This window comes from Bradyrhizobium sp. ISRA436 (assembly GCF_029910015.1).
Taxonomy (GTDB): domain Bacteria; phylum Pseudomonadota; class Alphaproteobacteria; order Rhizobiales; family Xanthobacteraceae; genus Bradyrhizobium.
On sequence record NZ_CP094519.1, the window covers coordinates 1,335,931 to 1,359,593 of the forward strand.

Here is a 23,663-nt window from a genome sequence, read left to right on the forward strand (position 1 = left end):
TTTCCCTGCGCCCTCTGATCAAGAAGGACGGAATGAGATGCAAAGCTCGGGCAGGTCGTGTCGCGAGAACGCGGAGCTACGCTTTTCTTGACGATCGCATCGGAAATCCATTCCGGTCATTGCGAGGAGCTCGCGACAAAATTGCAAAGCAATTTTGCGCTGAAGCGACGAAGCAATCCATTGTCCGCATGTGCTGAAGCATGGATTGCTTCGCTTCGCTCGCAATGACGGTTAAATGGACGAGCACAACTCTATCACCGTCATGCTGAGGTGCGAGCGGAGCGAGCCTCGAAGCACGACGGGCGCCAGCGGGGCCGCGCATCCTTCGAGGCTCGTTTCGCGAGCACCTTCAGGATGACGGGATAGGCGACGTTAATGGGCCAAGGTATTCACCCTCACACCTTCTCCTTCACGAAGCGGTTGCGCAGGGTGCCGATGCCGGTGATGTCGATCTCCACCACATCGCCGTCCTTAAGGTCGGGCGAGGCGCCGTCGGTGCCCATCCAGATCACGTCGCCGGGCCACAGCGTGAAGTATTTGGTCAGCTCGACGATGAACGGCACGATGCCGAAGATCATCTCGTTGGTGTGGAAACGGCCGGTCTCCTTGCCGTTGACGCGGATCGCGGTCTCCATCCGATCGAGATCGACATCGGTCTCGATCCACGGGCCCATCGGCTTGAAGGTGTCGGCGTTCTTGGAGCGCCACAGGCCGCGATCGGCCTTCTGCCAGGTGCGCTCGGAGACGTCGTTGCCGATGGTGTAGCCGAACACGCAGTCCATCGCATTGGCTTCGGTGAGATGCTTGGCCTTCTTGCCGATCACGACGACGAGCTCGCCCTCGTAATGGATCTTCTCGGTCGCGCTCGCGGGGATCACGACATCCTCGTCATGGGCGATCAGCGCGTTCTGCGCACGGTAGCCGATCTCGGGACGATCGGGGACGTTCGGTACGGTGCCGGCCTTGTCGGCGGCTTCCTTGAGATGTTTCAAATAGTTCAGTCCGACGCAGTAGAAGGTGCACGGGATCAGCGGCAGCTCGATCCTCACGTCCTTCAGCGCATGGGTTTGCGACGTCTTGGTCCACTCGCCGAACGGATCGCCATTGACGGTCGCGACGGTGTCGCCCTCGACGAGGCCCCAGGACGTCTTGCCTGCGGCGGTGAATTTGAGCCAGCGCATGATGGTGTCCTTCTATTCCGCGGCGGCCTGCGGGCGGGTCTTCCAGGCGCCGGCGGCGGGACGCTTGAGGCCGAGATTCTCGCGCAGCGTCTTGCCGGCGTAGTCCTTGTGGAACAGGCCGCGCTTCTGCAGCTCGGGCACGACATGGTTGACGAAGTCGGCATAGGAGCCCGGCACGTAACTCGCCGCGACGACGAAGCCGTCGCAGCCACGGCCGACGAACATCTCTTCCAGCCTGTCGGCGATCTCCTTCGGGCCGCCGACCATCGCGTCCTGCACCTGGCCGCGGCCGGAGAAGGTGATGAAGTCGCGGGTCGAGGGATTGGTCTTGCCGGAGGTGCGCAGCACGCCGTCGCGGATGCCGAGCATGCCTTGCATGCCCTGCAGTTCCTCCGTCGTCAGCGGCTCATCGATGGGCTTGGCGCCGAAATCGAAGTTGAGGCCTTCGGCGAGCAGCGACAGCGCGTCGATCTCGAGCGGCAATTTCTGGATCACAGCCATCCTGTCCTCGGCCTCCGCCTTGGTCGCGCCGGTGACCGGCGTGATCAGGTTGCAGAGGAACATCTGGTCGGGATCGCGGCCGGCCTTCGCGGCTTCGCCCCTGATCGCCTCATAGCCCTGCTTGGCATTGGCGAGGTTGCGCGCCGCGGTGAAGATCACTTCGCCCCAGCGTCCGGCAAAGCGCTGGCCGCGGCCGGACGCGCCGGCCTGGATGACGACGGGATGGCCCTGCGGCGAACGCGGCACGGTGAACGGGCCACGGGAGGTGAAGAACTCGCCCTTGTGGTCGAGCCGCTTCACCTTGGTCGGATCGGCGAAGCGGCCGCTCTTCTTGTCGATGATCAGCGAGCCGTCTTCCCAGGAATCCCAGTGGCCGAGCACCACCTCCATGAATTCGTCGGCGCGGTCATAGCGCAGATCGTGCTCGAGATGGTGTTCCTTGCCCATGTTGAGCGCTTCGCCGTCATTGACCGAGGTGACCACGTTCCAGGCGGCGCGGCCATTGGTCATCAGGTCGAGCGTGGCAAAGCGTCGGGCGACGTCGAACGGCTCGAAATAGGTGGTCGAGCAGGTCGAGGCGAGGCCGAGCTTCTCGGTGACCATGCCCATCGTGGTCAGCACCACGATCGGGTCCATCTTCACGCAGCGGATGCCGTATTCGACGGTGTGCGCGTGATCGTTGCCGTAGCGGTCGGGCATCGCCAGCCGGTCGTCGAAGAACGCCATGTGGAATTTGCCGCGCTCCAGGATGCGCGCGATCTCCTGGTAGTAGTCCGCCGACATCGAATCGTCGCGCGACTCCGGGTGGCGCCATGAGCTTGGCAGGTTGGTGCAGTTCTGCGCCTGCAGGAAGCCAACCAGCGCCATTTGCCGTGTCATGTCATTCTCCTGTGCTCGGCGATCGATCAACGAAGATCGAGATCCTGGGTGAGCTTGTAGTCGGCGGCGAGTGCCTTCAGCTTCTCCCAGGTGGCATCCTCGATCTCGATGCCGTTCTTGCGGCGCTCGACTTCGCGCAGATATTCGATCTCGCCTGGATAGAACACGCCGCGGCTCCCTTCCGAGGGCGGCGTCGATTTCAGATAGCGCGCAAAGTCGCCGACCTCCTTCTTGAAATCCTGGAGCGGGCGGAAGGCGGCGACGTTGAACACCGCCATGAAGCAACCGTCATTGTGCCGGCCGGTCGGCTCGACGCCGAAGCCGAGGCCGGTGAGCAGCCCGCACAGCACCTCGACCATCGCGGCAAGCCCAGATCCCTTGTAGCCCTCGGTACCGCCAAGCGGCAGCAGCGCGCCGCCCTTGCGGTAGTCCTTCGGGTCGGTGGTGTCGCGCCCCTCGGAATCGATGATCCAGCCCTTGGGGATCTGCTCGCCGCGCGCCACCGCGAGCTGGATCTTGCCGGCGGCGACCGCCGAGGTCGCCATGTCCAGATAGAATGGCGCCTCGAGATCGGAGGGCACCGCGATCGAGATCGGGTTGGTGCCAAGCCGCGCCTCGCGCCCGCCGAACGGGGCGACATGCTTCGGCGAACGGCCGGAGTCGGCGGCCGCGATGCCGATCATGCCCTCGCGCATCGCCATCATCGGATAATGCGCGAGACGCCCGACATGGCTCTGCCGGAACACGGTGCAGGCCGCGACATTGGCGGTCTTCGCCTTGTTGATGGTCATCTCCATCGCCTTGGCGTTGACGTGGAAGCCGAAGCCCCAGTGACCGTCGATCACGGTTGTGGTCGGGCTTTCCTGCACGATGGTCCACTTCGCACCGGGCACGATGTGGCCGGCCTTGACCCGGTCGATATAGGTCGGGATCGCGATCACGCCGTGGGAGTCGTGGCCGGCGAGGTTGGCGTTGACGCAGCCGGAGGCGACGGCGTTCGCCTCCTCCTCCGATGCGCCGGCGGCTTTCAAGAGCGCCGCGCCGATGCGCGTGAGACGGTCGGCCTGGACGATCGGCATGGGATTTCCTCGCGGTCGGCCCGCACTGCGCGGGTCTTGCTTGGTGGTGTTAATGTCATGGTCTCAAAGCGCCGGGGAGCGAGCAAGCGCAGAAAATCCGGTCCGCCATACCGGGAACTGGGTGCTCGGCGCCTGGATTTCACAGCGTGGAACGGGCGCGGTCGCGATGCGGAATTTGGCCGGTGCGCCGGCGCGAGGAGGGGGCGATATGCGGCGGAGGACGCCACCGCCTCAGCCTGGCACAGAAGCGTCCGTAATTCCCCGGAAGACCGCTCGCTTTGTTGGTCGGGCGTTTACTCTGACTCGCGACAGGTCGGTGGCACTAACCTTCACTTAGGTGTCCGGTCGGCAATGTTCCCGGCCAAATTGGAGGGGGGCGGCCCCGGGGGGCCTCAGGGATCGTGCAGTCGACCATCGGACGGACATTCGCGGCGTTGAATGCCACCAACGAAGCGATCCTTTACGCGAAATCGCCTGAGGAGCTGTACAGCAAGGTCTGCGAAGCCGCGTTCTCCGGTGGCGACTTTCTCGCCGTCACCGTGTTTTTGCTGGAGCCCGATACCGGCCGCTTGAAATTCGCTGCCGGCTTCGGGGATGACGTCGCGCGGCTGTGCAGCATCGATATTTCCGTCATCGCCAACACCCCGGAAGGCGATGGCGTTGCCGGGCGGGCGTTCCGCGACCAGGCGGCCTGCGTCAGCAACGACTACATCAACGATCCCCGTTCGGCGGCCTGGCGCAGCGGCGCGGTCCGAAGCGGTGTCGGCGCCGCGGCGGCGATGCCAGTGGTCTGCAACGGTCGCAGCGTCGGCGTCTTCATGGTGACGCGGCGCGAGCCGCACTCGCTCGGCGAGGAGATCGTTGCGCTGCTGGAGCGCATGGCGGCCAACGTGTCCTTTGCGCTCGACAATTTCAACCACGAAGCATCGCGCAAGAGCGGCGAGCGGGCGATGCGCCGGCTGAACCGCATGTTCGGCGCGATCAGCGCGACCAACGAGGCCATCCTCCGCGCCAAGACCGAGCACGATCTCTACCAGCGGGTCTGCGACGCCGCGGTGTTCAGCGGCAAGTCCTTCGCCACGGTGGTGCTGTTGGCCGAACCCGACACGCACTGGCTCGAGCCGGTCGCCGGCACCGGCGAGGCGATCGAGCTGATCACGCAAACGCGCTTCTCGACCGACCCGGACAATGTCTACGGCAAGGGCATCTGCGGCGAGGCGTTCCGCACCCAGCGGCCCTGCATCGAGCGCGACATCCCGAAATCGGCGAGCCCGTCGCAGGCGCAGACCCGCGGCAGCGGCCTGATGGCCTGCGTCGCGCTGCCGCTAACCCGGTTCGGCGACAGCATCGGCGTCCTGATCTTCTTCATCGCCAATTCCTGGGCCGCGGACGACGAGATCATCGCGCTGCTCGCGGGCATCGCCGAGAACGTGTCGGTCGCGCTCGACACATTTGGGCGCGCCACCGAGAAGGCCAGGGCCGACGCCGAACGGGAGCGGCTGTCGCGGATGTTCGCGGCGCTCAGCGCGACCAACGAGGCGATCATGCGCGCCAGGTCGCGGCTCGAAATGTTCGAGCTGGTCTGCGCGGCGGCGGCGCATGGCGGCGGCTTCAACTCGACAAGCATCCTGATGGCGAAGCCCGGCGACGATTTCCTGGAGATGATCGCGGTCGCAGGACCCACCGCAGAGAATGCGCGGCGCCTCACCGTCTCGCGCAACGAAGCGCTGCCGGAAGGACGCGGCGTCTGCGGCCGGGCGTTCCGCACACGGCGGGCCTGCATCAACAATGACTTCCCGGGCGACATGGCCAATAGCGCATTCCGCGAGGTCATCGACCGCGAGGACGCGCGCTCGGGCGCGGCGTTTCCGCTGCTGGTCAACGAGCAGCCGGTCGGCGTGATGCTGTTCATCTCCGCCAAGCGCAACACCTTCTCGCCTGAATTCGCCGAGCTGCTGCAGCGGCTCGCCGACAACGTGTCGTTTGCGCTCGGCAGCTTCGACCGCGCCGACGAGAAGGCGCGAACCGAGGAGCAGAAGGCGCGCCTGACACGGATGTTCGCCACGCTCAGCGCGACCAACGAGGCGATCATGCGGGCGAAATCCCGCAGCGAATTGTTCGAGCTGGTCTGCAATGCGGCGGCGGTCGGCGACCAGTTCCTCTCGACCACGATCAGGCTGGTGCGGCCGGGCGAGCCCTTCCTGGAAAGCGTCGCGGCCTCGGGGCCCGACCGCGTGCGTGCCCGGGAGGTTCAATTGTCGGCCGATGCCTCGCGTCCGGAGGGGCAGAGCCTGACCGGCGTCGCGATCCGCACCCGCAGGCCGTGCATCACCAACGACTATCTCAGCGACTTCGGGACCGAGTCGCATCTCTATCAAGTCATCCGCGACAGCGGCAGCAAATCCGGTGCGGCCCTGCCGCTGCTCAAGAGCGGCGAGGCGATCGGCGCGCTGGTGTTTCTTTCCGCTGAGCTCGGCACGTTCAGCCCGGAGATGATGGCGCTGCTGCAGCGAATGGCCGAGAACGTGTCATTTGCGCTCGACAATTTCGACCGGGCCGATGAGAAGGCCCGGGCCGACGAGCAACGGGAACGGTTGTCGCGCATGTTCGCGGCGCTGAGCGCGACCAATGAGGCGATCATGCGGGCGAAGTCCCGCAGCGAGCTTTACCAACTGGTCTGCGAGGCGGCCGCGAGCGGCGGCAAATTCACCTCCACCACCATCGCGCTGGCGCGGCAGGGCAGCGACTATCTCGAGATCGTCGCGGGCGCGGGACCGGCTGCAGAGGGGGCGCGGGAGGGGACGCTCTCGACCAACGAGGCGCACCCCGAAGGGCGTGGTTGCTGCGGCAGGGCCTTCCGGTCGGGCAAGGCCTGCATCATCGACGACTATTGCGCTGACGCGCAGACCGCCGCCTTCCATGAGCGAGCCCGCCTCGACGGAACGAAATCCGGCGCTGCCTTTCCGCTGGTCGTCAACGGCGAGGTGGTCGGCGTGATGATCTTCGTTGCCATCGAGAAGGACACCTTCACACCGGAATTCGCCGAGCTCTTGCAGCGGCTCGCCGACAATCTGTCGTTCGCGCTGGAAGGTTTCGACCGCGCCGACGAGAAGAACAAGGCGGACGAGCGCATCGAGTACCTCGCCTCGCATGACAGCCTCACCAACCTGCCCAACCGCGAGACGTTCAACGAGCTTTTGCATCGCGCGATCGAGTCGGCGGACCGCCACCGCCGGCAATTCGCGGTGCTGTTCATCGACCTCGACCGCTTCAAGGTGATCAACGACTCGCTGGGCCACGATGCCGGCGATACGCTGCTGGTGGCGATCGCCGGCCGGTTGCGCGGATCCCTGCGGGAGAGCGCCGTGGTGGCGCGGCTTGGCGGCGACGAGTTCGTCGTCATTCTCGAAGACCCCGCCGAGCGTCATGACGTCGAGCGCGTCGCCGGCGACCTCCTTGTGGCGCTCAGCCAGCCGGTACAGCTCAGCGGGCACGAGTGCCACACCACGGCCTCGATCGGGATCGCGATGTACCCGGCGGACGGCACCGACGTGCAGACACTGACCAAGAATGCCGACATGGCGATGTACCTCGCCAAGGAGGACGGCAAGAACGGCTTCCGCTTCTTCTCGAGCGAAATCAAGGCGCAGTCGATCGAGCGCCTGACGATGGAGAGCGCGCTGCGCCGCGCGCTCGAGCGCGACCAGTTCTCGCTGGACTATCAGCCCAAGATCGACATGGCGAGCGGACAGATCAGCGGTGTGGAAGCGCTGTTGCGCTGGACGCATCCCGAGCTCGGTCGGGTCGCTCCGGGACAATTCATCCCGCTCGCCGAGGAAATCGGCCTGATCGTGCCGATCGGCCGCTGGGTGCTCAAGGAAGCCTGCGCGCAGAACATGGCGTGGCAGCGTCGCGGCCTCAGGCCGGTGACCATGGCGGTCAACCTCTCGCCGCGACAGTTCGCCGATCCGCATCTCCTCAACGACATCGACGAGGCGCTGGCTGCGAGCGGCATGTCGCCGGCGTTGCTGCAGCTCGAGGTCACCGAGAGCATGGTGATGCGCAACGTCTCGCGGGCGATCCACGTGCTCGACGCGATCCAGAGCCGCAGCATTCGCCTGGCGATCGACGATTTCGGCACCGGCTATTCGTCGATGTCGCTGATGAAGCAGTTCCCGATCGACACCATCAAGATCGACCGCTCCTTCGTGCGCGACCTGCCCGACGATTCCGAGGATGTGGCGATCGCGCAGGCCATCATCAGCATGGGCAAGGCACTCGGCATGACCATCGTCGCCGAGGGGGTCGAGACGTCCGAGCAGCAAGAGTTCCTGCGGGCGCATGCCTGCGACGAGATGCAGGGCTTCCTGTTCAGCAAGCCGTTGCCGCCGCGCGATCTCGCCGAGCTGTTGGGATCCTCGCTGATGGCGGCGTCGCCGCCGCTGCAGCCTGCACTGCACGACGAGGCCATGACCGACGGAGAAGCAGAGCTAGGGCGCCGGACAGGACGTGCTCGCGCATGTCGGATCTCCGGTTGTGACAACGGGCTATCACACAACGCAGCTGCAACATGAAAAACAGCGTTTACGCGGCGCGCGACGATGCTAGGTTGCGCGCCAACCAAAACAAGCGGGAGGATACCCCTGATGAAGTATGTGCCTACACTTGCGGCCGGCCTTTTGGTGGCTGCCGCCGTGCTGCAGTTTTCCACCGGCGCATCGGGCCAAAGCGACGGCTGGGTCACGCTGCTCGACAGCTCCAAGAAGGGGGACTGGGACGAGGTCGGCAAAGCCAACTGGGCGATGAAGGACGGCGCGCTGGTGGCCGACAAGCTCGACGGCAAGGATCTCGCCTATCTCGTCACCAAGACGCCCTACAAGGATTTCCAGATCAGGGCGGAGTTCTGGGTCGACGAGGAGGCCAACAGCGGCATCTTCATCCGCTGCCAGACCAACAAGACGATCGACGGCAAGGGCTGCTACGAGGTCAACATCTTCGACAAACGGCCGGATCCGACCTATGGCACCGGTGCCATCGTCGGCGTCGCCAAGGTCGATCCGATGCCGAAGGCGGCGGGCAAATGGAACGTCTATGAGATCACGGCGCAAGGGCCGCACTTCGTGGTGACGCTCAACGGCCAGAAGACCGTCGATGCGCAGGACTCCAAGCACGCAAGCGGCTATGTCGCGCTCCAGTACGGTTCCGGCGTGGTCAAGTTTCGGAAGGTGCAGATCAAGCCGCTCTGACGCTCCGGATCACGAAAGATCAGTGCGCGGTGGTTGTTTGCGGCCGGGCACTTGTGTCGACGTCGTATAGACGCCGGCATTCAGTCACGTTCGATCGGAGGCCTTCCGGCCGCCGTCTTGCGTGCGCAAATGATGGCCGATCACAAGCCCGGTCAAGCACAGCAACAGCCCGAGCGCCGGCGGCGCGAACAGGGCCTCCTCCTGAAAGATGCCGTTGGCGAGCACGACCATCGTGCCGAAGCCGGCGAGCCCTTGAATGAGAATTCCGGAGGACGCGTAGAGGCGCCAGGCCTTGAGTGCCACGGCCATGAAGAAGCTGAGCGGCACCAGGGACGCGATGCCCATCTGATAGAGCAACACGCCGACAGCGCTTTCCGCTGCGCCCTCGATACTGCCGGCCTGCTGCGCAGCGCTCCAGTCGATCGAGAAGTAACCTTCGGACAGATTGCCGCCGACGCCGAGGCCGCGGCCGATCGGGTTCTGCAAGAAGCCGTTCCAGCCGCCCATGAATCCGATCACGTGAAAGTCGCCGATTTGCAGTCCGACATGGATGGCCACGATGGCGTACAGCACGAGGGCAACAAGCGCACCGGCGAGGGTGATGATCGGACCGAGCAGCCAGGTTGACGTCCAGGCAAGTGCCACGAAGACGACCAGGATCAGCGCGCCCTTCACGCTGCAGAAGATCAGCAGCGGTATCGCGGCCAGAGCCAGCCAGCGATAGCCGACCGCGAACAGGAACAGGATGGAGAAACCTACGCCGTAGGCGAAGCTGATCGGGCTCATGTTCGGTCCGAAGATGCGCAGCAGCTTCGACAGTCCGAGATCCTCCAGCAGCGGTGTGTTGAAGAAGCTGAAGCGGAAGCGGTCCAGCAGATCCACCGGGACGTTGCCGGTTGCCCGCATCTCCGCTTCCCAGGCGCCGGAACGGGACGCTTTCAGCTCGTCGAAGTGCCAGAACGTGTAGCCGTTGGTGATATGGAGCCAGAAATCGCGAAACAGCAGTTCCACATATCCGCAGACGATCAACAGCGTGGCAACGGCCACCAGGAACGGCGTGACGCGGATTTCGAAGGTTGCGGCGGTCAGCAGCGACAACTGAAAAAGAAATATCGGAAACGCTATGTTGCGTAAATAAACGATGGCCGCGCGTGCATCCTGCATGGCGCCGAGGGCGCAATACACCGCTACTGTCGCCAGCGTAATCATTCCCCATTTCATGATCCGGTCGAGGTCCGGAGAATGGTTGCGCTCGCGCAGCACATACAGTGCTAGCGTGACCAACCACATGACCGCGCAAATGAGGAAGTTGTAGCCCTTGACGAACTCCATCTCCGCCTCTGTCGTCATGTATGACGACAGAATCGAGACGAAGAGGTTCTGGAAGAAGATGATGAAGATGGCAATCGACGGCGCATAAGCCGGCGCCGCGAGAACGATCGCGCAGCCGATCAGGCTTTCGACGACGATTGCGAGCCCGGCGTTGGCCGCCTGCAGGATCGGGGCGAATGCGATCGATGCAACGGCGATGCCGAGCGCCGGAATCACATCGCCGGCCACCAGCGGCCGCGGGATTATGTCTGCTCGCACGAGCTCTGACCTAAAATGACCGGAGGTGTGGCGTGCCACATCCGCATGGTCGATCTAGCCGCTCATTGTGTAAGAATTGGTTAACCAAGCGGACTAGTGCACGCCGAACAGCGCCTTCAGCACATCGGGATCGGCCTTGCCCGAGATGGCATCGGCCAGACCAAAGCCCTGCATCATCTCCCAGTGGGTCCAGCCCCAGCAATGTTGCCGGGCATAGGCCGTGACTCCGGCAAGCCAGCGCAGCCGGCTGTCGCGCGGGGCTCCGGCCTTGAGCACACCGAACTCGTTGATGATGATCGGGCGTGAGTATTGCTGCTGCCAGGCGGCCGCGGGCGCGAGCCACTTGTCGATACCGCGGTCGGGGATGGCGCGGTCCAGCATCGCAAGTGCCTTGCCCTTGTTCAGATCAGCAAGTTGTTCCCGCAATTGCTGAACCCGCGGATCGTTGGGGCGGATCGGATAGGGCAGCCCGGTGATGTCGTGGAGCGGCTCGGCCGGATCCCAGTGAGCCTGATGGGTGAAGACCATCGGGTCATAGAAGTGAATGGCATAGACAATGTTCGGATCGCCGAGCGGCTTGAAGTCCGGCAGCGCATCGGCGCGCTGCCAGTTGACCGGGCCCGTGATCAGCGTGGTTTGCGGCAGCAGGCGGCGGACGAACTTGGCCAGTTCTTCGACTTCGCTCTGCCACTGCGCGGCGTCGACCTCCGGCTCGTTCAGCAGTTCGGCAAAGACTCGATCGGCCGGATAGCGCTGGATGACCTGTACGAGCTCGGTCCAGGCCTCCTTCATCTCCGTCATTGCGGCGGGCGGATCGTCCTTATGCAGCGCATTGAACAGCTCGCCGGAATGCAGATCGACGGAGACGGCATAGCCGAGCGCGAGCAAGGTCCTGAGCGCGGCGTCGACCGTGTGCAGGCGCCGGTCGCGATCTGCCTTGGAGGCGAAACGCGGCATGACATAGTCGGCGGGCACCGGCAGGCGGATGTGGGTCATGCCGGCCTTGCGCAGGTCGAGCAGGAGGCTGCGGGGCGGCGCCGACCGCGGACCGGCAATCCAGCCGTCGGCATTGACGCCGCGTGACAAGGCTTTGATCCGGTCGGCAGAAACGCCTTCGTTGAGGGCGAGGCACGCTTGCGCGGCGGTGGATAGCAGAAGTGCTGCGGCAGTGATGACGGCGAGGATCGACGGCCGGGCCATCGGACGATCAACTTGCGATCGCTGTTGCAGGAACGGGACGCACGGCGGCCTGGTTGATCACCACGCCGATCGCGGCCGATGTTCGCTTCGAAAGCGCCGCGATGTCGCCATCGACCGCCGCGGCGTCGCCGCCGCTCTCGCGCTCGACCAGCACGATCAGGTCGGCATAGATGGCCAGTGAGGCCACCTCGGGCTGCTCCGCGAGGGACGGCGCATCGACCACGATCAGGGCGAATTCGGCGCGGATATCCTCGTCCTCCTGCATCGTGTCGCGGCCGGCACCGAGCAGCAGCCCAACTGAGTGTAGCGCTGCACGCGCGGCGCGGGCGACGGTCGGAGCCGTGCTTTGCACCGTCACGTCGGCGCTACGCCCGAGGCCCGAGTCATTCTGAACCTGGATCAGCGCACTCATCATTCCGTTGTTGACGGCGTTCAGGTTCAGCGAGCGTGCGATCGCCTCGGCGCCGGTGCCCGGTTGGCGCGCGGTCACGAGGACGATCTTGCCATGCTCCCCGGGCAGCGCGGCAACCCGCTCAAGCAGTTGCTCCATGTGGGGGCGGAGGTCGGATTCATCGGGGCCGCCGATCGGCGTCTGCCAGATGGTCATTCGGCCGTTCCGCGGCACGGTGGCCGGAATGCGAGCCCAGACCGGCAGGCTCTGCGGTACCGCGCGCGGCGCTGCTGTTGGTCTTGCCGGGAGCGGCTCCGGTGTCTTCTCCGGCGAGACCGTCTTTCGCGCTTCCAGCGTTGCAACCGCGGCTGTCGATGTCAGCGTCGAGGCGATGGCGATCGCGACGAGCAGCAGGGCGAGCGGCGGGCGGGTCGGGCGGGTCGGCGGGCTTGCGGCCGAGACGATCTTGGTTTGCGAGCTCTGCAGCAGCCGCTGTTCGTTGGTTGTCTTGTAGCGCGCCAGGAACTGCTCGTAGATGTTCTTGTTGGCGTCGGCGCTGCGCTGCAGTTCCTGCAGCTTGACCTGGGACTGCGCATCCGTCAGAGCCTTAGCTTCCGCCGCCTTGAGCTGGGCCTCGAGCGTCCTCTGCTGGTCCTGCAGCGTCTCATATTCGGATTTCGCGGTGGCGATGTTGCGCTGCCGTTCGACCTCGATCTGCTTGTTCAGTTCGGCGAGCTGGCCGAGCGCAATGACGAGCTCCGGATGCCGGTCGCCCAGCACCGCGCGCTTCTGCGCGATCTGGTCGTTGAGCGCGGCACGCTGGGCGCGGAGCGCGGTGAGCAGGTCCTGCTTCACCGGGGCCTCGACATTGGACTTCAGATCGCGTTGCGTCTGCTCGTAGCGGGTCTTGGCTTCCTCGGTCTTCAGGCGTGCGGCGGACGCCTGCTGGTTCAGCTCGACGATCCGTAACTGCTGGGTCGTGCCCTCCTTGCCGGCATCGACGATCACGTGGTCGCGCTTGAACTGCGCCACCGCCTCCTCGGACGCGCGCAGGCGATCGCTCAGCGACTTGAGGCGGTCGCCGAGCCAGTCGGCGGCATCGTCGGTCGCGATCGTGCGATCGTTGGCCTGACTTGCGACGAATGCCTCGGCAATCGCATTGGCATAGCGCGCGGACTTCTCCGGCGAGTTGGAGACGAACGTCATGGCGATGACGTAGGTCAGGCCGCGGCGCGAGATGTCGAGGTGCTTGCGAAACCGGTCCAGGACGCGGGCCGGATCGGTTTCCGAGCCTGCGATCTCGGGGTCGTTCCGGATATTGAGCTGCTCGATCAAGGGCCGCAGGAAGCCGTCGGACTTGGCGATCTCGATCAGGCTTTGCAGTGCGGCGGCATCCTGGCCGATGCCCGGCAAGACATCCTGGTCGTTGGTGACGCGCTGTTCGCGGGGATCGACGACGACCAGTGCGGTCGCGGCATAGTGCAACGGGAGCGCCATCAGGATGCCGACGCCTGCCGCGAACAGGGCAAGCGACAGCAGCGCGACGCGCAGTCCGTTGTTGCGAAAGAACGCGACAACGCCGGAAAGCGTGAGTCTGGCTTTGAGGAGTTCAGGCTGCTCGCCGCCACGACGCGCCGATGGTGTGCGGTCAGGCGCTTCCCATGAGGTTGCGTCTCCCACGTGGTCCGTTGCCGACCGGGTTACCTGGTTACTATCCGTCATACGCTTTGAACTTGACCCGGCCGGCAAGTACATTTCGGCCCGGCTCAACCTAAATGTTCATAGTTAATCCGGGGTTACGCGGACACAAATGCAACCACTCCTGTTGAGCACCGCCCGATCGTCCCGGAACGGAACATCGGATGAAGCGAAAAGAGGCAAGTCCGCGGGATGTTGCGGTGCCGCCCGGCCGGAGAAGCGCGTGACCGCGAGATCGAGGCTGCCCCAGAAGAAATGCACCGGGCTTGCCTTGCCGAGAAAGGCCGTGCGGAATTGCTTGAACACGCGGTCGCAGTTCACGAGAATCTGGTGAAAGCGCCGTACGGCATCCGCATCGTAGGAAGCATGCTGCGTATCCTGTGAAAACCTGACAGGGTCGGGCAGTTCGTTCGGCATCTCGTCGATCGCGACGTCGACGCCGAGGTCCTTCAATCTCGCCATGATCGTCGCGTAGAAGCTCACGACCGATTGTCCGGCCAGCGCGAATTGCCGCTCGGCGCCGTCGCTGGTTGAGACGCGGAGAACGTGATCGATGAAATCGAAGTCGATCTCGAACGTGCGGTCCCCGTCCGGGATCGGCGAGGTCGTCAGTCCGCGCGCGGTGACATAGAGCGTCACGTGCCACGAATGATTGAGCCAGGGCGATTTCGCCAGCCGGATCTTGCCGACGATCTGGGTCCAGAGCTGAAGCGTGGCAGCGGTGTCGCGCCACGCCGCGGTCGGCAGTTCCGGCCAACGGGTCTTCGGAGCGTGATTCATGCCAAACCTCTTGGGCGCCGGCTTGAGCCTGGCACGAAACCGGTCCTTGCTGCGCTGCCCGTAGGAGCGGGAAGGGCTGTTCCGTAGGTTGCGAGAGACTGCACTGTCGAGGCCGAAAGCGCTGGCGTTGGTCGCGCCATTTGCCTATGACTGCCGCATCCCAGACGTTTGGATTTGAAGAGATGTTCGAACAGCTCGACGTTGCTCCACCCGACAAGATTCTCGCCCTCATCGACCTCTATCGGGCGGACACGCGTACGCAGAAGGTGGATCTTGGCGTTGGCGTCTACAAGGACCGTGACGGCAAGACACCCATCATGCGCGCCGTGCGGAAAGCGGAAGAGCGCCTGCTGCGCGCGCAGGACAGCAAGACCTATCTGGGGCTCGCCGGTGACGTGGGCTTCAACGCCGCAATGCTCAGGCTGGTGTTCGGCGACAGTGTCGAAACGTCGCGTGTTCGTGTCGCGCAGGCGCCGGGTGGCTCGGGTGCGTTGCGGCTGCTCGCCGAGTTGCTTCGCCGGACCAAGCCGGATGGCACCATCTGGGTCTCTCGACCGACCTGGCCCAACCATGTGCCGACCATGCGCGGCGCCGGGCTGCAAATCGCCGAGTATGAGTATTTCGACGCGGGAAGCGGAGCCGTCAAGTTCGAGGCCATGCTCGCCGACCTCGCGAAGGCCAAGGCGGGCGACATCGTCCTGCTGCATGGATGCTGCCACAATCCGACCGGTGCGAACCTGACGATTGCGCAGTGGCAACGCGTCGCCGCGCTCCTGGTCGAAAGGGCCCTGCTGCCTTTCATCGATATCGCCTATCAAGGGTTCGGCGACGGGCTTGAAGCGGACGCGGAAGGCCTGCGCATCGTTGCGGCCAAGGTGCCGGAAATGGTCGTGGCGTCGAGCTGCTCGAAGAACTTCTCGGTCTATCGCGACCGGGTCGGCGCCGCGATGGTGTTGGGCAGGAATGCTGCGCAGGCCGACATCGCCATGAGCCACATGCTGGCCGCGGCCCGCACGCTCTATTCCATGCCGCCTGATCATGGCGCCGCGGCGGTCCGCATCGTGCTCGACGACCCGGCCTTGCGTTCCGAGTGGGAAGCCGAGCTTGAAGAGATGCGTCAGCGCATGCTTCGGCTGCGCGTGGCGTTTGCCGACGCCCTGCGCCGTCAATCCAACTCGGATCGCTTTGATTTCATTGCCGAGCATCGCGGCATGTTCTCGCGCCTCGGCCTGACCGGGGCGCAGATCGACCGGCTGCGCAACGAGCACGCGGTCTATATGGTCGGCGACAGCCGCATCAATGTGGCCGGCCTGCCGGAAGACCGGCTCGACGATCTGGCGAAGGCAATCGTATCGGTGCTTTGAGCGAATCCTGGGCCAAATCACTGCGTGGCTTTACGAGAGCGCGATCAGTGATCGCGCTCTCGAGCCAGGACCGCAATTGCAGCGAAGAATTACCGCCCGCGTCGGGCAGCCACGCAGATGGCGGTGGCGCTTAGCCGTGGAGCTTGTTGGCCGTCTCCGCGATCACGCGTCCCTGATAGCGAGCGCCGGCGAGCTCGTTCTCGCTCGGCTGGCGGCTGCCGTCGCCGCCGGTGATCGTGGTGGCGCCATAGGGCGCGCCGCCGGTGATCTCGTCGAGCTTCATCTGGCCGGCGAAGCCGTAGTTGAGGCCGACGATGGTCATGCCGAAATGCAGGAGGTTGGTGATGATTGAGAACAGGGTGGTCTCCTGGCCACCGTGCTGGGTCGCGCTCGAGGTGAAGGCGCCGCCGACCTTGCCGACCAGCGCGCCCTTGGCCCACAGGCCGCCGGCCTGATCGAGGAAATTGGCCATCTGCGACGACATCCGGCCGAAGCGGGTGCCGGTGCCGACGATGATCGCGTCATAGTTGGCTAGGTCCTCGACCTTCGCGACCGGCGCGGCCTGGTCGAGCTTGTAGTGCGACGCCTTTGCGACCTCGGTCGGCACCAGTTCGGGCACGCGCTTGATGTCGACGGTGGCGCCGGCGTCGCGCGCGCCCTGCGCGACGGCAGTCGCCATCGCTTCGATGTGACCGTAAGCGGAATAATAGAGCACGAGAACCTTGGCCATGATACTTTCCTTTTGGGGTGAGGTGGGGGAGTTGGCTGGGGCTGTCATTGCCGGGCTTGACCCGGCAATCCATCAAACAAAAGACTCTTTGCGAAGCTCGATGGATGCCCGGGTCAAGCCCGGGCATGACGATAAGTGAGTGTGGTGACTAGGCCGCGTCGACGAGCACGAGCTCGGCATCCTCGAGCGCGGTGATCTTCAGCTTGGCCTCGTCGCGGATCGCGGCGCCGTCGCGCGCATTGACGCGCACACCGTTCACCTCAACGCTGCCGGCGGCCGGCACCAGATAGAGGTGACGGGCCCTGTCGGCGGAGTATTCGGCGCTCTCGCCGGCCTTCAGCGTGGTGGCGAGCACCCGTGCATCGGCCCGGATCGGGAGCGCATCCTTGTCTCCCTCGATGCCCGAGGCGATGGTGACGAGCTTGCCGGAGCGGTTGGCCTTCGGAAACGGCTTCGAGCCCCAGGTCGGGTGACCGCCTGTCGTCGTCGGCTCGATCCAGATCTGGAAGATCTTGGTCTTTGACGGCTCCAGATTGTACTCGGAGTGGCGGATGCCGCTGCCGGCGCTCATCACCTGAACGTCGCCGGCTTCGGTGCGTCCCTTGTTGCCAAGCGAGTCCTGGTGCGTGATCGCGCCTTCGCGGACATAGGTGATGATCTCCATGTTGGCGTGGGGATGCGCGGGAAAGCCTGAATTCGGCGCGATCTCGTCATCGTTCCACACCCGCAGCGCGCCGTGGCTGATGTTGTTGGGGTCGTAGTAGCTCGCGAAGGAGAAGTGATGCTTCGCCTTCAGCCAACCGTGGTCGGCGCCGCCGAGCTTTGCGAATGGTCTCAGTTCGATCACAGGAATACTCCGTTCGATGAGATGGATTGAATGTCGTTGAGCCTTGGATATGTCGTCGGCCGTGGTATATAAATAGAAACTATCGAAACTCATTGTTTCCTATTTCATCCAGCGGAAGCCGCCGCCATGTCGAAACTGCCGGACTTCGAGGCGCTCGCGATCTTCGCAAAAGTCGTGGAATTACGGTCGTTTGCGGCTGCCGCGAGCGAGCTTTCGTTGTCCAAGGCTACGGTGTCCAAGGCGGTCAGCCGGCTGGAGGAGCGACTCGGCGCGCGGCTGTTCAACCGCACGTCTCGGCGGCTCGCGCTGACCGATGCGGGACAAAAATTGTCGGAGCGTGCGGCGCGGCTGCTCGCCGATGGCGAGGCCGCCGAGAACGAGGCGCTGGCGCAATCGACCACGCCGCGCGGCTTGGTGCGGCTCGCAGTGCCCATGAGCTTCGGCATCAAGACGGTGGCGCCGCTGCTGCCGGAGTTCATGGAGGCCTATCCGGAGGTCTCGATCGACCTGCACCTCAGCGACGCGACGGTGGACCTGATCGGCGAAGGCTTCGATGCAGGCTTGCGCATCGCGCGGCTGCCGGACTCCTCGCTGATCGCACGGCGGCTGTGCGCGATGCCGCGCTACACGGTGGCGGCGCCGTCCTACCTGAAGCGCTACGGCCGGCCGACGCATCCGATGCACCTCGCCGAGCACAAATGTTTCGGCTATGCCTACCTTTCGACACAAGGTGTCTGGCAGTACACCAATGCGACAGGCGAACAGGCCAGCGTGCGCCCCGCGGGCCAGCTCCGCGTCAACAATGGCGAAGCCGTAATGCCGGCGCTGCTCGCCGGCCTCGGCATCGCCGATCTCCCCGACTTCATCGTCGGCGACGCGATTGCGCGCGGCGAGCTGGAGGTGATCCTCAAGGGCTGGAAGCAGCCCGAAGGCGCCGTGCATCTCGTCACCCCGCCCGGCGGCCCGCGCCCCGCCCGCGTCGAGGTGCTCGCGGATTTTCTCGCCAGGCATTTTGCCAAGGGGAAGAAGCGGTAGGGGAAGCGCAGCTTCGTAGATTTCATGGGGCGGTGGGCTGTCTGCGCTCAATGCAGCGTGCGCCCGATCGCGGCGGTGAAAAGAGATCGGCAAGGTCGAATAGGGAACTCCGCCGGTCGCCTTCACATTTAGTTGTCCACTCGAACGATCCTTGGCCGCATTCATTGGCCAGTCTGGCGCGCATCGCCGCGGACAACCGCGCGCGCCCGCCAATATCCGAATTTGAGATCACGGGAGCCGGACATGCGATCGCCGCGGATCGTCCTGAGCCTTGCCATCGCGATCGGGGGAGCTGCCGCGACAACTGCCGCGTTCGCCGAGGAATATCGGGGAACCTGGGAACAGCAGATGGCTTGCACGCCGGATGTGTGGCGTCTGTGCAGCGATCAGATACCTGATGCTCAGCGCATCGTGGCCTGCCTGCGACAGAACACGCCGCAACTCTCCAGCGGTTGTCGTGCCGTGTTCGAGTCAAATGCAAAGGCGCAACAGCCGCAAACGCAGGGGCGTACGCCGCAACAGCCGCAGACGCAGCAGCGGCCGCGTGCGACGCAACCTGCTCCAGTCGCGCCGTCGCGGCCGTGGTACGACGAGGATGATGATTAGCGCCTGGAGCGTTTTCGAGCGAAGTGGACACCGGTTCGCGTGAAGAAAACGCGCCAAGACAAGAATCCAGGGCTTCGGTTCTGTTTCAATCAGAACCGAAACTGCTCGAGGGTCTGACTTCGCAGACGTCGACCCACTCGGCCGATGTCAGCTCTGCCATCCGATCGGGCGTGATGCGCACCGCGCTGTGAGTCGAGCCTGCGGCGGGCACGACGACGTCGAACGCCTTCAGCGACACATCGCAATAGATCGGCAGCGGCGACTTCAGGCCGAACGGGCAGACGCCGCCGACCTCGTGGCCGGTGATCTCGGCGACCTCGTCGAGGCCGAGCATCTTCGGCTTGCCGCCAAACGCCGCTTTTACCTTCTTGTTGTCCATCCGCGAGGTGCCGCTGGCGACGATCAGCACCACGCGGTCGCCGACGCGCAGGCTCAGCGTCTTGGCGATGCGCGCCGGTTCGACGCCATAGGCCTCGGCTGCCAGCACGACGGTCGCGGAGCTCACGTTGGATTCGATCACGGAGATATCGGGCGCCTTCTCGGCGAAGAAGGCGCGGACGGACTCGAGACTCATAATGTTCAGGACCTTGCAGACACCAGTGCGGGAAGTTCGGACAGACCGTGGATACGGTGATCGGGCAGGACGCCGAGTTCGTCCATCTGGGTACGCAGTGCCTTGAACATCGTCAATGGGGCGACCGTCTCGCTCTCGACGCAGGCGAGCGCCATGGCCTCCGGCGTCACCCGCTCGATCCATGCGACATTGAGACCGAACGCCTTGGCGCCGCAGGCGTCCCATGGATTGGAGGAGATGAACAACACCTCCGCTGGCGGCACCTTCAGCACCTCCTCGATCAGCGTGTAGGCCTCGGGCGCCGGCTTGAATACCTTGTGGACATCGACGCTGATGGTCGCATCGAGCAGGCGGTCGAGCCCCGAATTGCGCACCAGCGCATTCAGCATGTCGGGGCTGCCGTTGGAGAGGATCGCGAGCTTCCTGTCCTTCATCGCCTCCAGCGCAGGAATAGCATCCGGATAGAGCGCGAGGTGCCGGTACTTGTCGATGATGCGCGCGAAGGTCGCCTCGTCATGTTGCAGGCCGAGACAGCGCAGCGTGTAGGCAAGGGAGTCGCGCGTGGCGACGGCGAAATCCTGATAGCGCTGCATGAGCGTGCGCAGCCACGAGTATTCGAGCTGCTTGATGCGCCAGACCTGGGTGATGATGTCGCCATAGCCCGGAAAGGCGTCCTCGGTGACGTCGGCCACCGACTGGGTATCGTAGAGCGTGCCATAGGCATCGAAGACAACGGCTTTGATGGTCATTGTGGTCTCCCTTGCCCGCCGATCGTCGCATACAGGAATTTCCTGAGCGCGTCGACGGATTGATCCCGCGCCGCCGCGTTGAATTCGAGGTGATGACCGAGCAACCGCGCCGGCGTGCTGTAATGCGGCACGTCGAAATCGTGATAGGCGCCGGGATAGATGATCAGTTCGATCCGAGCTCCCTTGCCCTTCTCGCGCGAGATCCCCCAATCGTCGCGGCCGTCGACGAGGTTCCGGCACTCGCTGGCCGGCGTCCAGTCGTCGAGCTCGCCGATCAGGATCAGGGTCGGCACCGTCATATTGCCTTGGATACCCAGGCAGGATGGATAGAAGGCGACGGCGGCACGGAATTTGTCCGCTGCGTTGCGCTCGATCGCGCCGCGCTCAACGGAAAACAGGGCAAGCCAGGCGCCTTGCGAGAAGCCCACCACCGCGACGCGGGCAGGATCGACCGCCCGCTGCTGGGTGAGGAAATGCAATGCGCGATAAGCGTCGTGCACGGTTGCGGGCGGCACGCCGCTTGTGCAGGCGCTGGTGATCCCGCGCGGCCCGAACCGGTCGACTGTGAGCGTGACATAGCCCCACGCCGCCAGCCGCTTGCCCCAGCGCTCGTCGAGCCGTTTGAAATAGCCGCTGCAGCCGTGCAGCAACACCACGGCGGGCGAGGGGCCCGGCCCATCGGGCAATCGCAGGTAGCCTTGCAGCGGCTGCGCGCTCGCAAGCGGGCTCTCGAATTCGACGAATGCGGGCGGCCGCTCGGCACCTGCCGCGCAGCCGAACCCCGCGCTACCGATCAGGAACGCGGCGAGGAGTGCGGCAAGTCGGGCGAAGTTCGTCATGAACCACCTCGGAAGCTTGCCGCCGATGATACTCCCTTAGATGCCCAAAATCTTCCGCGCGTTGGCCTTCAGCACCTTCGGTCGGATCTCCTCGCGGATGTCGAGCTTGGCAAAATCGGCAAGCCAGCGGTCCGGCGTGATCACCGGCCAGTCGGAGCCGAACAGCATCTTGTCCTGCAGGATCGAGTTGATGTAGCGCACCAAAATCGGCGGGAAATATTTCGGCGACCAGCCGGAAAGGTCGATATAGACGTTCGGCTTGTGGGTCGCGACCGACAGCGCCTCTTCCTGCCAGGGGAAGGAGGGGTGCGCGAGAATGATCTTGAGATCGGGAAAGTCCGCCGCGACGTCATCCATGTACATCGGGTTGGAATATTTCAGCCGCATCCCCATGCCGCCCGGCATGCCCGAACCTACGCCTGTCTGGCCGGTGTGGAACAGCGCGATCGCGCCGCCGTCGTTGATTGCCTCGTAGAGCGGATAGGCCATGCGATCGTTGGCATAGAAGCCCTGCATGGTCGGATGGAATTTGAAGCCGCGAACGCCGTATTCCTCGATCAGCTTCTTCGCCTCACGCACGCCAAGCTTGCCCTTGTGCGGGTCGATCGAGACGAACGGGATCAGGACGTCGAGATGGTCGGAGGCGACCTCCAGCATCTCGTAATTGTTGTAGCGGCGGAAGCCGGTCTCGCGCTCGGCATCGACCGGGAAGATCACCGCGGCGATGTTCTTGGCGCGGTAATAGGCCGCGGTCTCCGGCACCGTCGGCGGATGCTTGTGCGGCGACTTGAAGTAGTCAGCCATCTGCGCCTGGAAGTCGTCATAGCCGTCGTCGCCATGCATGCCGCAGGGCTCCTCGGCGTGGGTGTGGATGTCGATCGCGACGACCTTCTCGATATCGGGCAGTTTGAGCTTGGTCATTACGGGCCTCCCCGGCAGTTTGATCATTACGTTCGCCAAATTGATTATACTATATAATTATTTTCGCAAGGCGACCGTTTGCAGATCAGCCGCGTCGGCGCCGGCATCGGCCGCTTGCGCAATCGCGAAATCGTGTCCGGCGGCTCGCCGTGGCCTGTGGGCTGGATCATACGGCGGCGCTCGCGGTGGCTTCAGGATGCAGCTCACCTCGTGCATTGCCGTTCTCCCTGGGCGAGCACGATTCGCTGCATTCTTGGCAAGCTTGGACCCCATGAAGGCAGCATAGGCGGCGGCTGGGAGAGGCTCGTCGATCCCGACCGCCGCCATTTTGTCAGTGATTTCAATATCGCGTGCCGGAGCGGGCGAAGTTTCCGCCCGGCCGAGGCGGTCGAAAACAGGCCCGATTGCATTGACATCCGCCGGTCCGATGGCTTAGAAACCGCCCCGTCCCGGGCGGCAAGGCCGCTCTTCGGGATAAATCCCATTTTGCCAGTTTACGGCATTGATCAGGTACGGCCTCCAACACGGGCCTTTCGAAGTAACAGGATTGTCCCATGAAGGTCCGTAACTCGCTGAAGTCGCTGCGCGGCCGTCACCGCAACAACCGTCTGGTTCGCCGCAAGGGCCGCGTCTACGTGATCAACAAGGTCCAGCGCCGCTTCAAGGCGCGCCAGGGCTGATTCACGGCCGATCGGCTAACTGTTCCCGATCGCGGAACCGAGCTCTTTCACAGGTCTTTGACGCCGCGCTGCTTTGCAGCGCGGCTTTGCGCGTCTAGACTTGGATAATGGGATTAAGACTCCTTGGGCCCAATCATTGCCGGCTGGCGATACTGATCGCAGCTCTTCTGGCTGTGCCTGTCGCGGCGGCCGCACAGGGCGATCCCCGGGTCATTCCGCCGCCCGGGGCCCAGAAGAAACTGCCCGAAGCCCCGAGCAAGCTGCCGAAGGTTCCGGCCGACCGCGCTCGCGGACTGGATTTCCTGTTCGGCGCGCTGAAGGCCGCGCCCGATGAAGACAGCGCCCGCCATGTCGAGGCGCGGATCTGGGCGCTATGGTTGCACACCCCGAGCGACACCGCCGCACTGCTTATGGTGCGCGCCAAGGCGGCGCTCGATGCCCAGAACATCGATGTCGCGATGAAGCTTTTGGATGCGGTGATCAAGATCAGGCCCGATTACGTCGAGGCCTGGAATCGGCGCGCGACGCTCTACTATCTGAAGAGCGACTACGTCCGTTCGCTGGAAGATTTTCAGCAGGTACTGATCCGCGAGCCCCGCCATTTCGGCGCGCTCGTCGGTCTCGGCACGATCATGCAGGACATCGGCGACGACAAGCGCGCGCTCGACGCCTTCCGCAAGGCGCTAGCCGTCGACCCCCATCTCGAAAAGATACCGGAGAAGGTCAAGCAGCTCTCCGAAAAGGTCGAAGGCCGCGATATTTGAACGAGCGCG

20 protein-coding genes are annotated in these 23,663 nt (G+C 64.3%); 7 read left to right on the forward strand and 13 right to left on the reverse strand.

Features of this window, described 5'->3' with window-relative positions; all coding sequences use genetic code 11:
* Positions 1 to 395 precede the first annotated feature (395 nt).
* The 3 genes from MTX23_RS06390 to MTX23_RS06400 are packed head-to-tail and all read right to left on the reverse strand — an operon-like array spanning position 396 to position 3,640.
* On the reverse strand, positions 396 to 1,181 hold the full coding sequence (locus tag MTX23_RS06390; protein ID WP_280975780.1) for a fumarylacetoacetate hydrolase family protein: 786 nt from the start codon (positions 1,179 to 1,181) through the stop codon (positions 396 to 398).
* Positions 1,182 to 1,193: 12 nt separating this feature from the next.
* Positions 1,194 to 2,561 (reverse strand): LLM class flavin-dependent oxidoreductase, encoded by a 1,368-nt coding sequence (locus tag MTX23_RS06395; RefSeq protein WP_280975781.1) that lies wholly within the window; start codon positions 2,559 to 2,561, stop codon positions 1,194 to 1,196.
* 26 nt (positions 2,562 to 2,587) lie between these two features.
* On the reverse strand, positions 2,588 to 3,640 hold the full coding sequence (locus MTX23_RS06400) for an Ldh family oxidoreductase (protein WP_280975782.1): 1,053 nt from the start codon (positions 3,638 to 3,640) through the stop codon (positions 2,588 to 2,590).
* A gap of 401 nt (positions 3,641 to 4,041) precedes the next feature.
* Here MTX23_RS06400 and MTX23_RS06405 point away from each other — a divergent pair, with 401 nt between their 5' ends.
* Together MTX23_RS06405 and MTX23_RS06410 are read left to right on the forward strand one after the other, a co-directional pair.
* On the forward strand, positions 4,042 to 8,214 hold the full coding sequence (locus tag MTX23_RS06405) for a GAF domain-containing protein (RefSeq protein WP_280975783.1): 4,173 nt from the start codon (positions 4,042 to 4,044) through the stop codon (positions 8,212 to 8,214).
* A gap of 72 nt (positions 8,215 to 8,286) precedes the next feature.
* Entirely contained in the window at positions 8,287 to 8,886 is a 600-nt protein-coding gene (locus MTX23_RS06410) for a DUF1080 domain-containing protein (RefSeq protein ID WP_280975784.1), read from the forward strand.
* Positions 8,887 to 8,970: 84 nt separating this feature from the next.
* Here the strand turns inward: MTX23_RS06410 and MTX23_RS06415 are convergent, their stop codons facing one another.
* The 4 genes from MTX23_RS06415 to MTX23_RS06430 form a co-directional block, all read right to left on the reverse strand.
* Positions 8,971 to 10,476 carry a hypothetical protein gene (locus MTX23_RS06415; RefSeq protein WP_280975785.1) on the reverse strand — a complete coding sequence of 502 codons (1,506 nt, stop codon included), beginning with the start codon at positions 10,474 to 10,476 and terminating at the stop codon, positions 8,971 to 8,973.
* Positions 10,477 to 10,569: 93 nt separating this feature from the next.
* The gene (locus MTX23_RS06420) at positions 10,570 to 11,676 is read right to left on the reverse strand and encodes a cellulase family glycosylhydrolase (protein WP_280975786.1); all 1,107 of its coding nucleotides are present in this window, start codon (positions 11,674 to 11,676) and stop codon (positions 10,570 to 10,572) included.
* A gap of 7 nt (positions 11,677 to 11,683) precedes the next feature.
* Positions 11,684 to 13,747: an exopolysaccharide transport family protein gene (locus MTX23_RS06425; protein WP_280975787.1), complete on the reverse strand. Its 2,064-nt coding sequence runs from the start codon at positions 13,745 to 13,747 to the stop codon at positions 11,684 to 11,686.
* A gap of 105 nt (positions 13,748 to 13,852) precedes the next feature.
* Complete coding sequence (locus MTX23_RS06430; protein WP_348637546.1) at positions 13,853 to 14,545, reverse strand: DUF5996 family protein; 693 nt, start codon at positions 14,543 to 14,545, stop codon at positions 13,853 to 13,855.
* Between the two features lie 182 nt (positions 14,546 to 14,727).
* Here MTX23_RS06430 and MTX23_RS06435 point away from each other — a divergent pair, with 182 nt between their 5' ends.
* Positions 14,728 to 15,909, forward strand: a complete 1,182-nt coding sequence (locus tag MTX23_RS06435) for an amino acid aminotransferase (RefSeq protein WP_280975788.1) — start codon at positions 14,728 to 14,730, stop codon at positions 15,907 to 15,909.
* A gap of 130 nt (positions 15,910 to 16,039) precedes the next feature.
* Here the strand turns inward: MTX23_RS06435 and wrbA are convergent, their stop codons facing one another.
* Both wrbA and MTX23_RS06445 read right to left on the reverse strand, forming a co-directional pair.
* A complete protein-coding gene (wrbA, locus tag MTX23_RS06440; RefSeq protein WP_280975789.1) occupies positions 16,040 to 16,639 on the reverse strand; it encodes an NAD(P)H:quinone oxidoreductase in 600 nt (199 codons plus the stop codon).
* A gap of 148 nt (positions 16,640 to 16,787) precedes the next feature.
* Positions 16,788 to 17,486 carry a pirin family protein gene (locus MTX23_RS06445; protein ID WP_280975790.1) on the reverse strand — a complete coding sequence of 233 codons (699 nt, stop codon included), beginning with the start codon at positions 17,484 to 17,486 and terminating at the stop codon, positions 16,788 to 16,790.
* 126 nt (positions 17,487 to 17,612) lie between these two features.
* On the opposite strand from MTX23_RS06445, the gene MTX23_RS06450 reads away from it, so the two are divergent.
* Complete coding sequence (locus tag MTX23_RS06450) at positions 17,613 to 18,521, forward strand: LysR family transcriptional regulator (RefSeq protein ID WP_280975791.1); 909 nt, start codon at positions 17,613 to 17,615, stop codon at positions 18,519 to 18,521.
* 243 nt (positions 18,522 to 18,764) lie between these two features.
* Positions 18,765 to 19,127, forward strand: a complete 363-nt coding sequence (locus MTX23_RS06455) for a hypothetical protein (RefSeq protein WP_280975792.1) — start codon at positions 18,765 to 18,767, stop codon at positions 19,125 to 19,127.
* Between the two features lie 85 nt (positions 19,128 to 19,212).
* On the opposite strand, the gene MTX23_RS06460 is transcribed toward MTX23_RS06455, so the two are convergent.
* The 4 genes from MTX23_RS06460 to MTX23_RS06475 are packed head-to-tail and all read right to left on the reverse strand — an operon-like array spanning position 19,213 to position 22,210.
* Positions 19,213 to 19,701, reverse strand: a complete 489-nt coding sequence (locus MTX23_RS06460) for a YbaK/EbsC family protein (RefSeq protein ID WP_280975793.1) — start codon at positions 19,699 to 19,701, stop codon at positions 19,213 to 19,215.
* A 5-nt stretch (positions 19,702 to 19,706) separates the two neighbouring features.
* Positions 19,707 to 20,450, reverse strand: a complete 744-nt coding sequence (locus tag MTX23_RS06465) for a haloacid dehalogenase type II (RefSeq protein ID WP_280975794.1) — start codon at positions 20,448 to 20,450, stop codon at positions 19,707 to 19,709.
* Positions 20,447 to 21,289, reverse strand: a complete 843-nt coding sequence (locus MTX23_RS06470) for a dienelactone hydrolase family protein (RefSeq protein WP_280975795.1) — start codon at positions 21,287 to 21,289, stop codon at positions 20,447 to 20,449. The genes MTX23_RS06465 and MTX23_RS06470 overlap by 4 nt, the downstream gene beginning before the upstream one ends.
* A gap of 36 nt (positions 21,290 to 21,325) precedes the next feature.
* Positions 21,326 to 22,210, reverse strand: coding sequence for an amidohydrolase family protein (locus MTX23_RS06475; RefSeq protein WP_280975796.1), 885 nt, complete (start codon positions 22,208 to 22,210; stop codon positions 21,326 to 21,328).
* A gap of 554 nt (positions 22,211 to 22,764) precedes the next feature.
* Here MTX23_RS06475 and ykgO point away from each other — a divergent pair.
* A complete protein-coding gene (gene ykgO, locus MTX23_RS06480; protein WP_002718645.1) occupies positions 22,765 to 22,890 on the forward strand; it encodes a type B 50S ribosomal protein L36 in 126 nt (41 codons plus the stop codon).
* A gap of 107 nt (positions 22,891 to 22,997) precedes the next feature.
* Positions 22,998 to 23,654: a tetratricopeptide repeat protein gene (locus MTX23_RS06485; protein WP_280975797.1), complete on the forward strand. Its 657-nt coding sequence runs from the start codon at positions 22,998 to 23,000 to the stop codon at positions 23,652 to 23,654.
* Positions 23,655 to 23,663 lie beyond the last annotated feature (9 nt).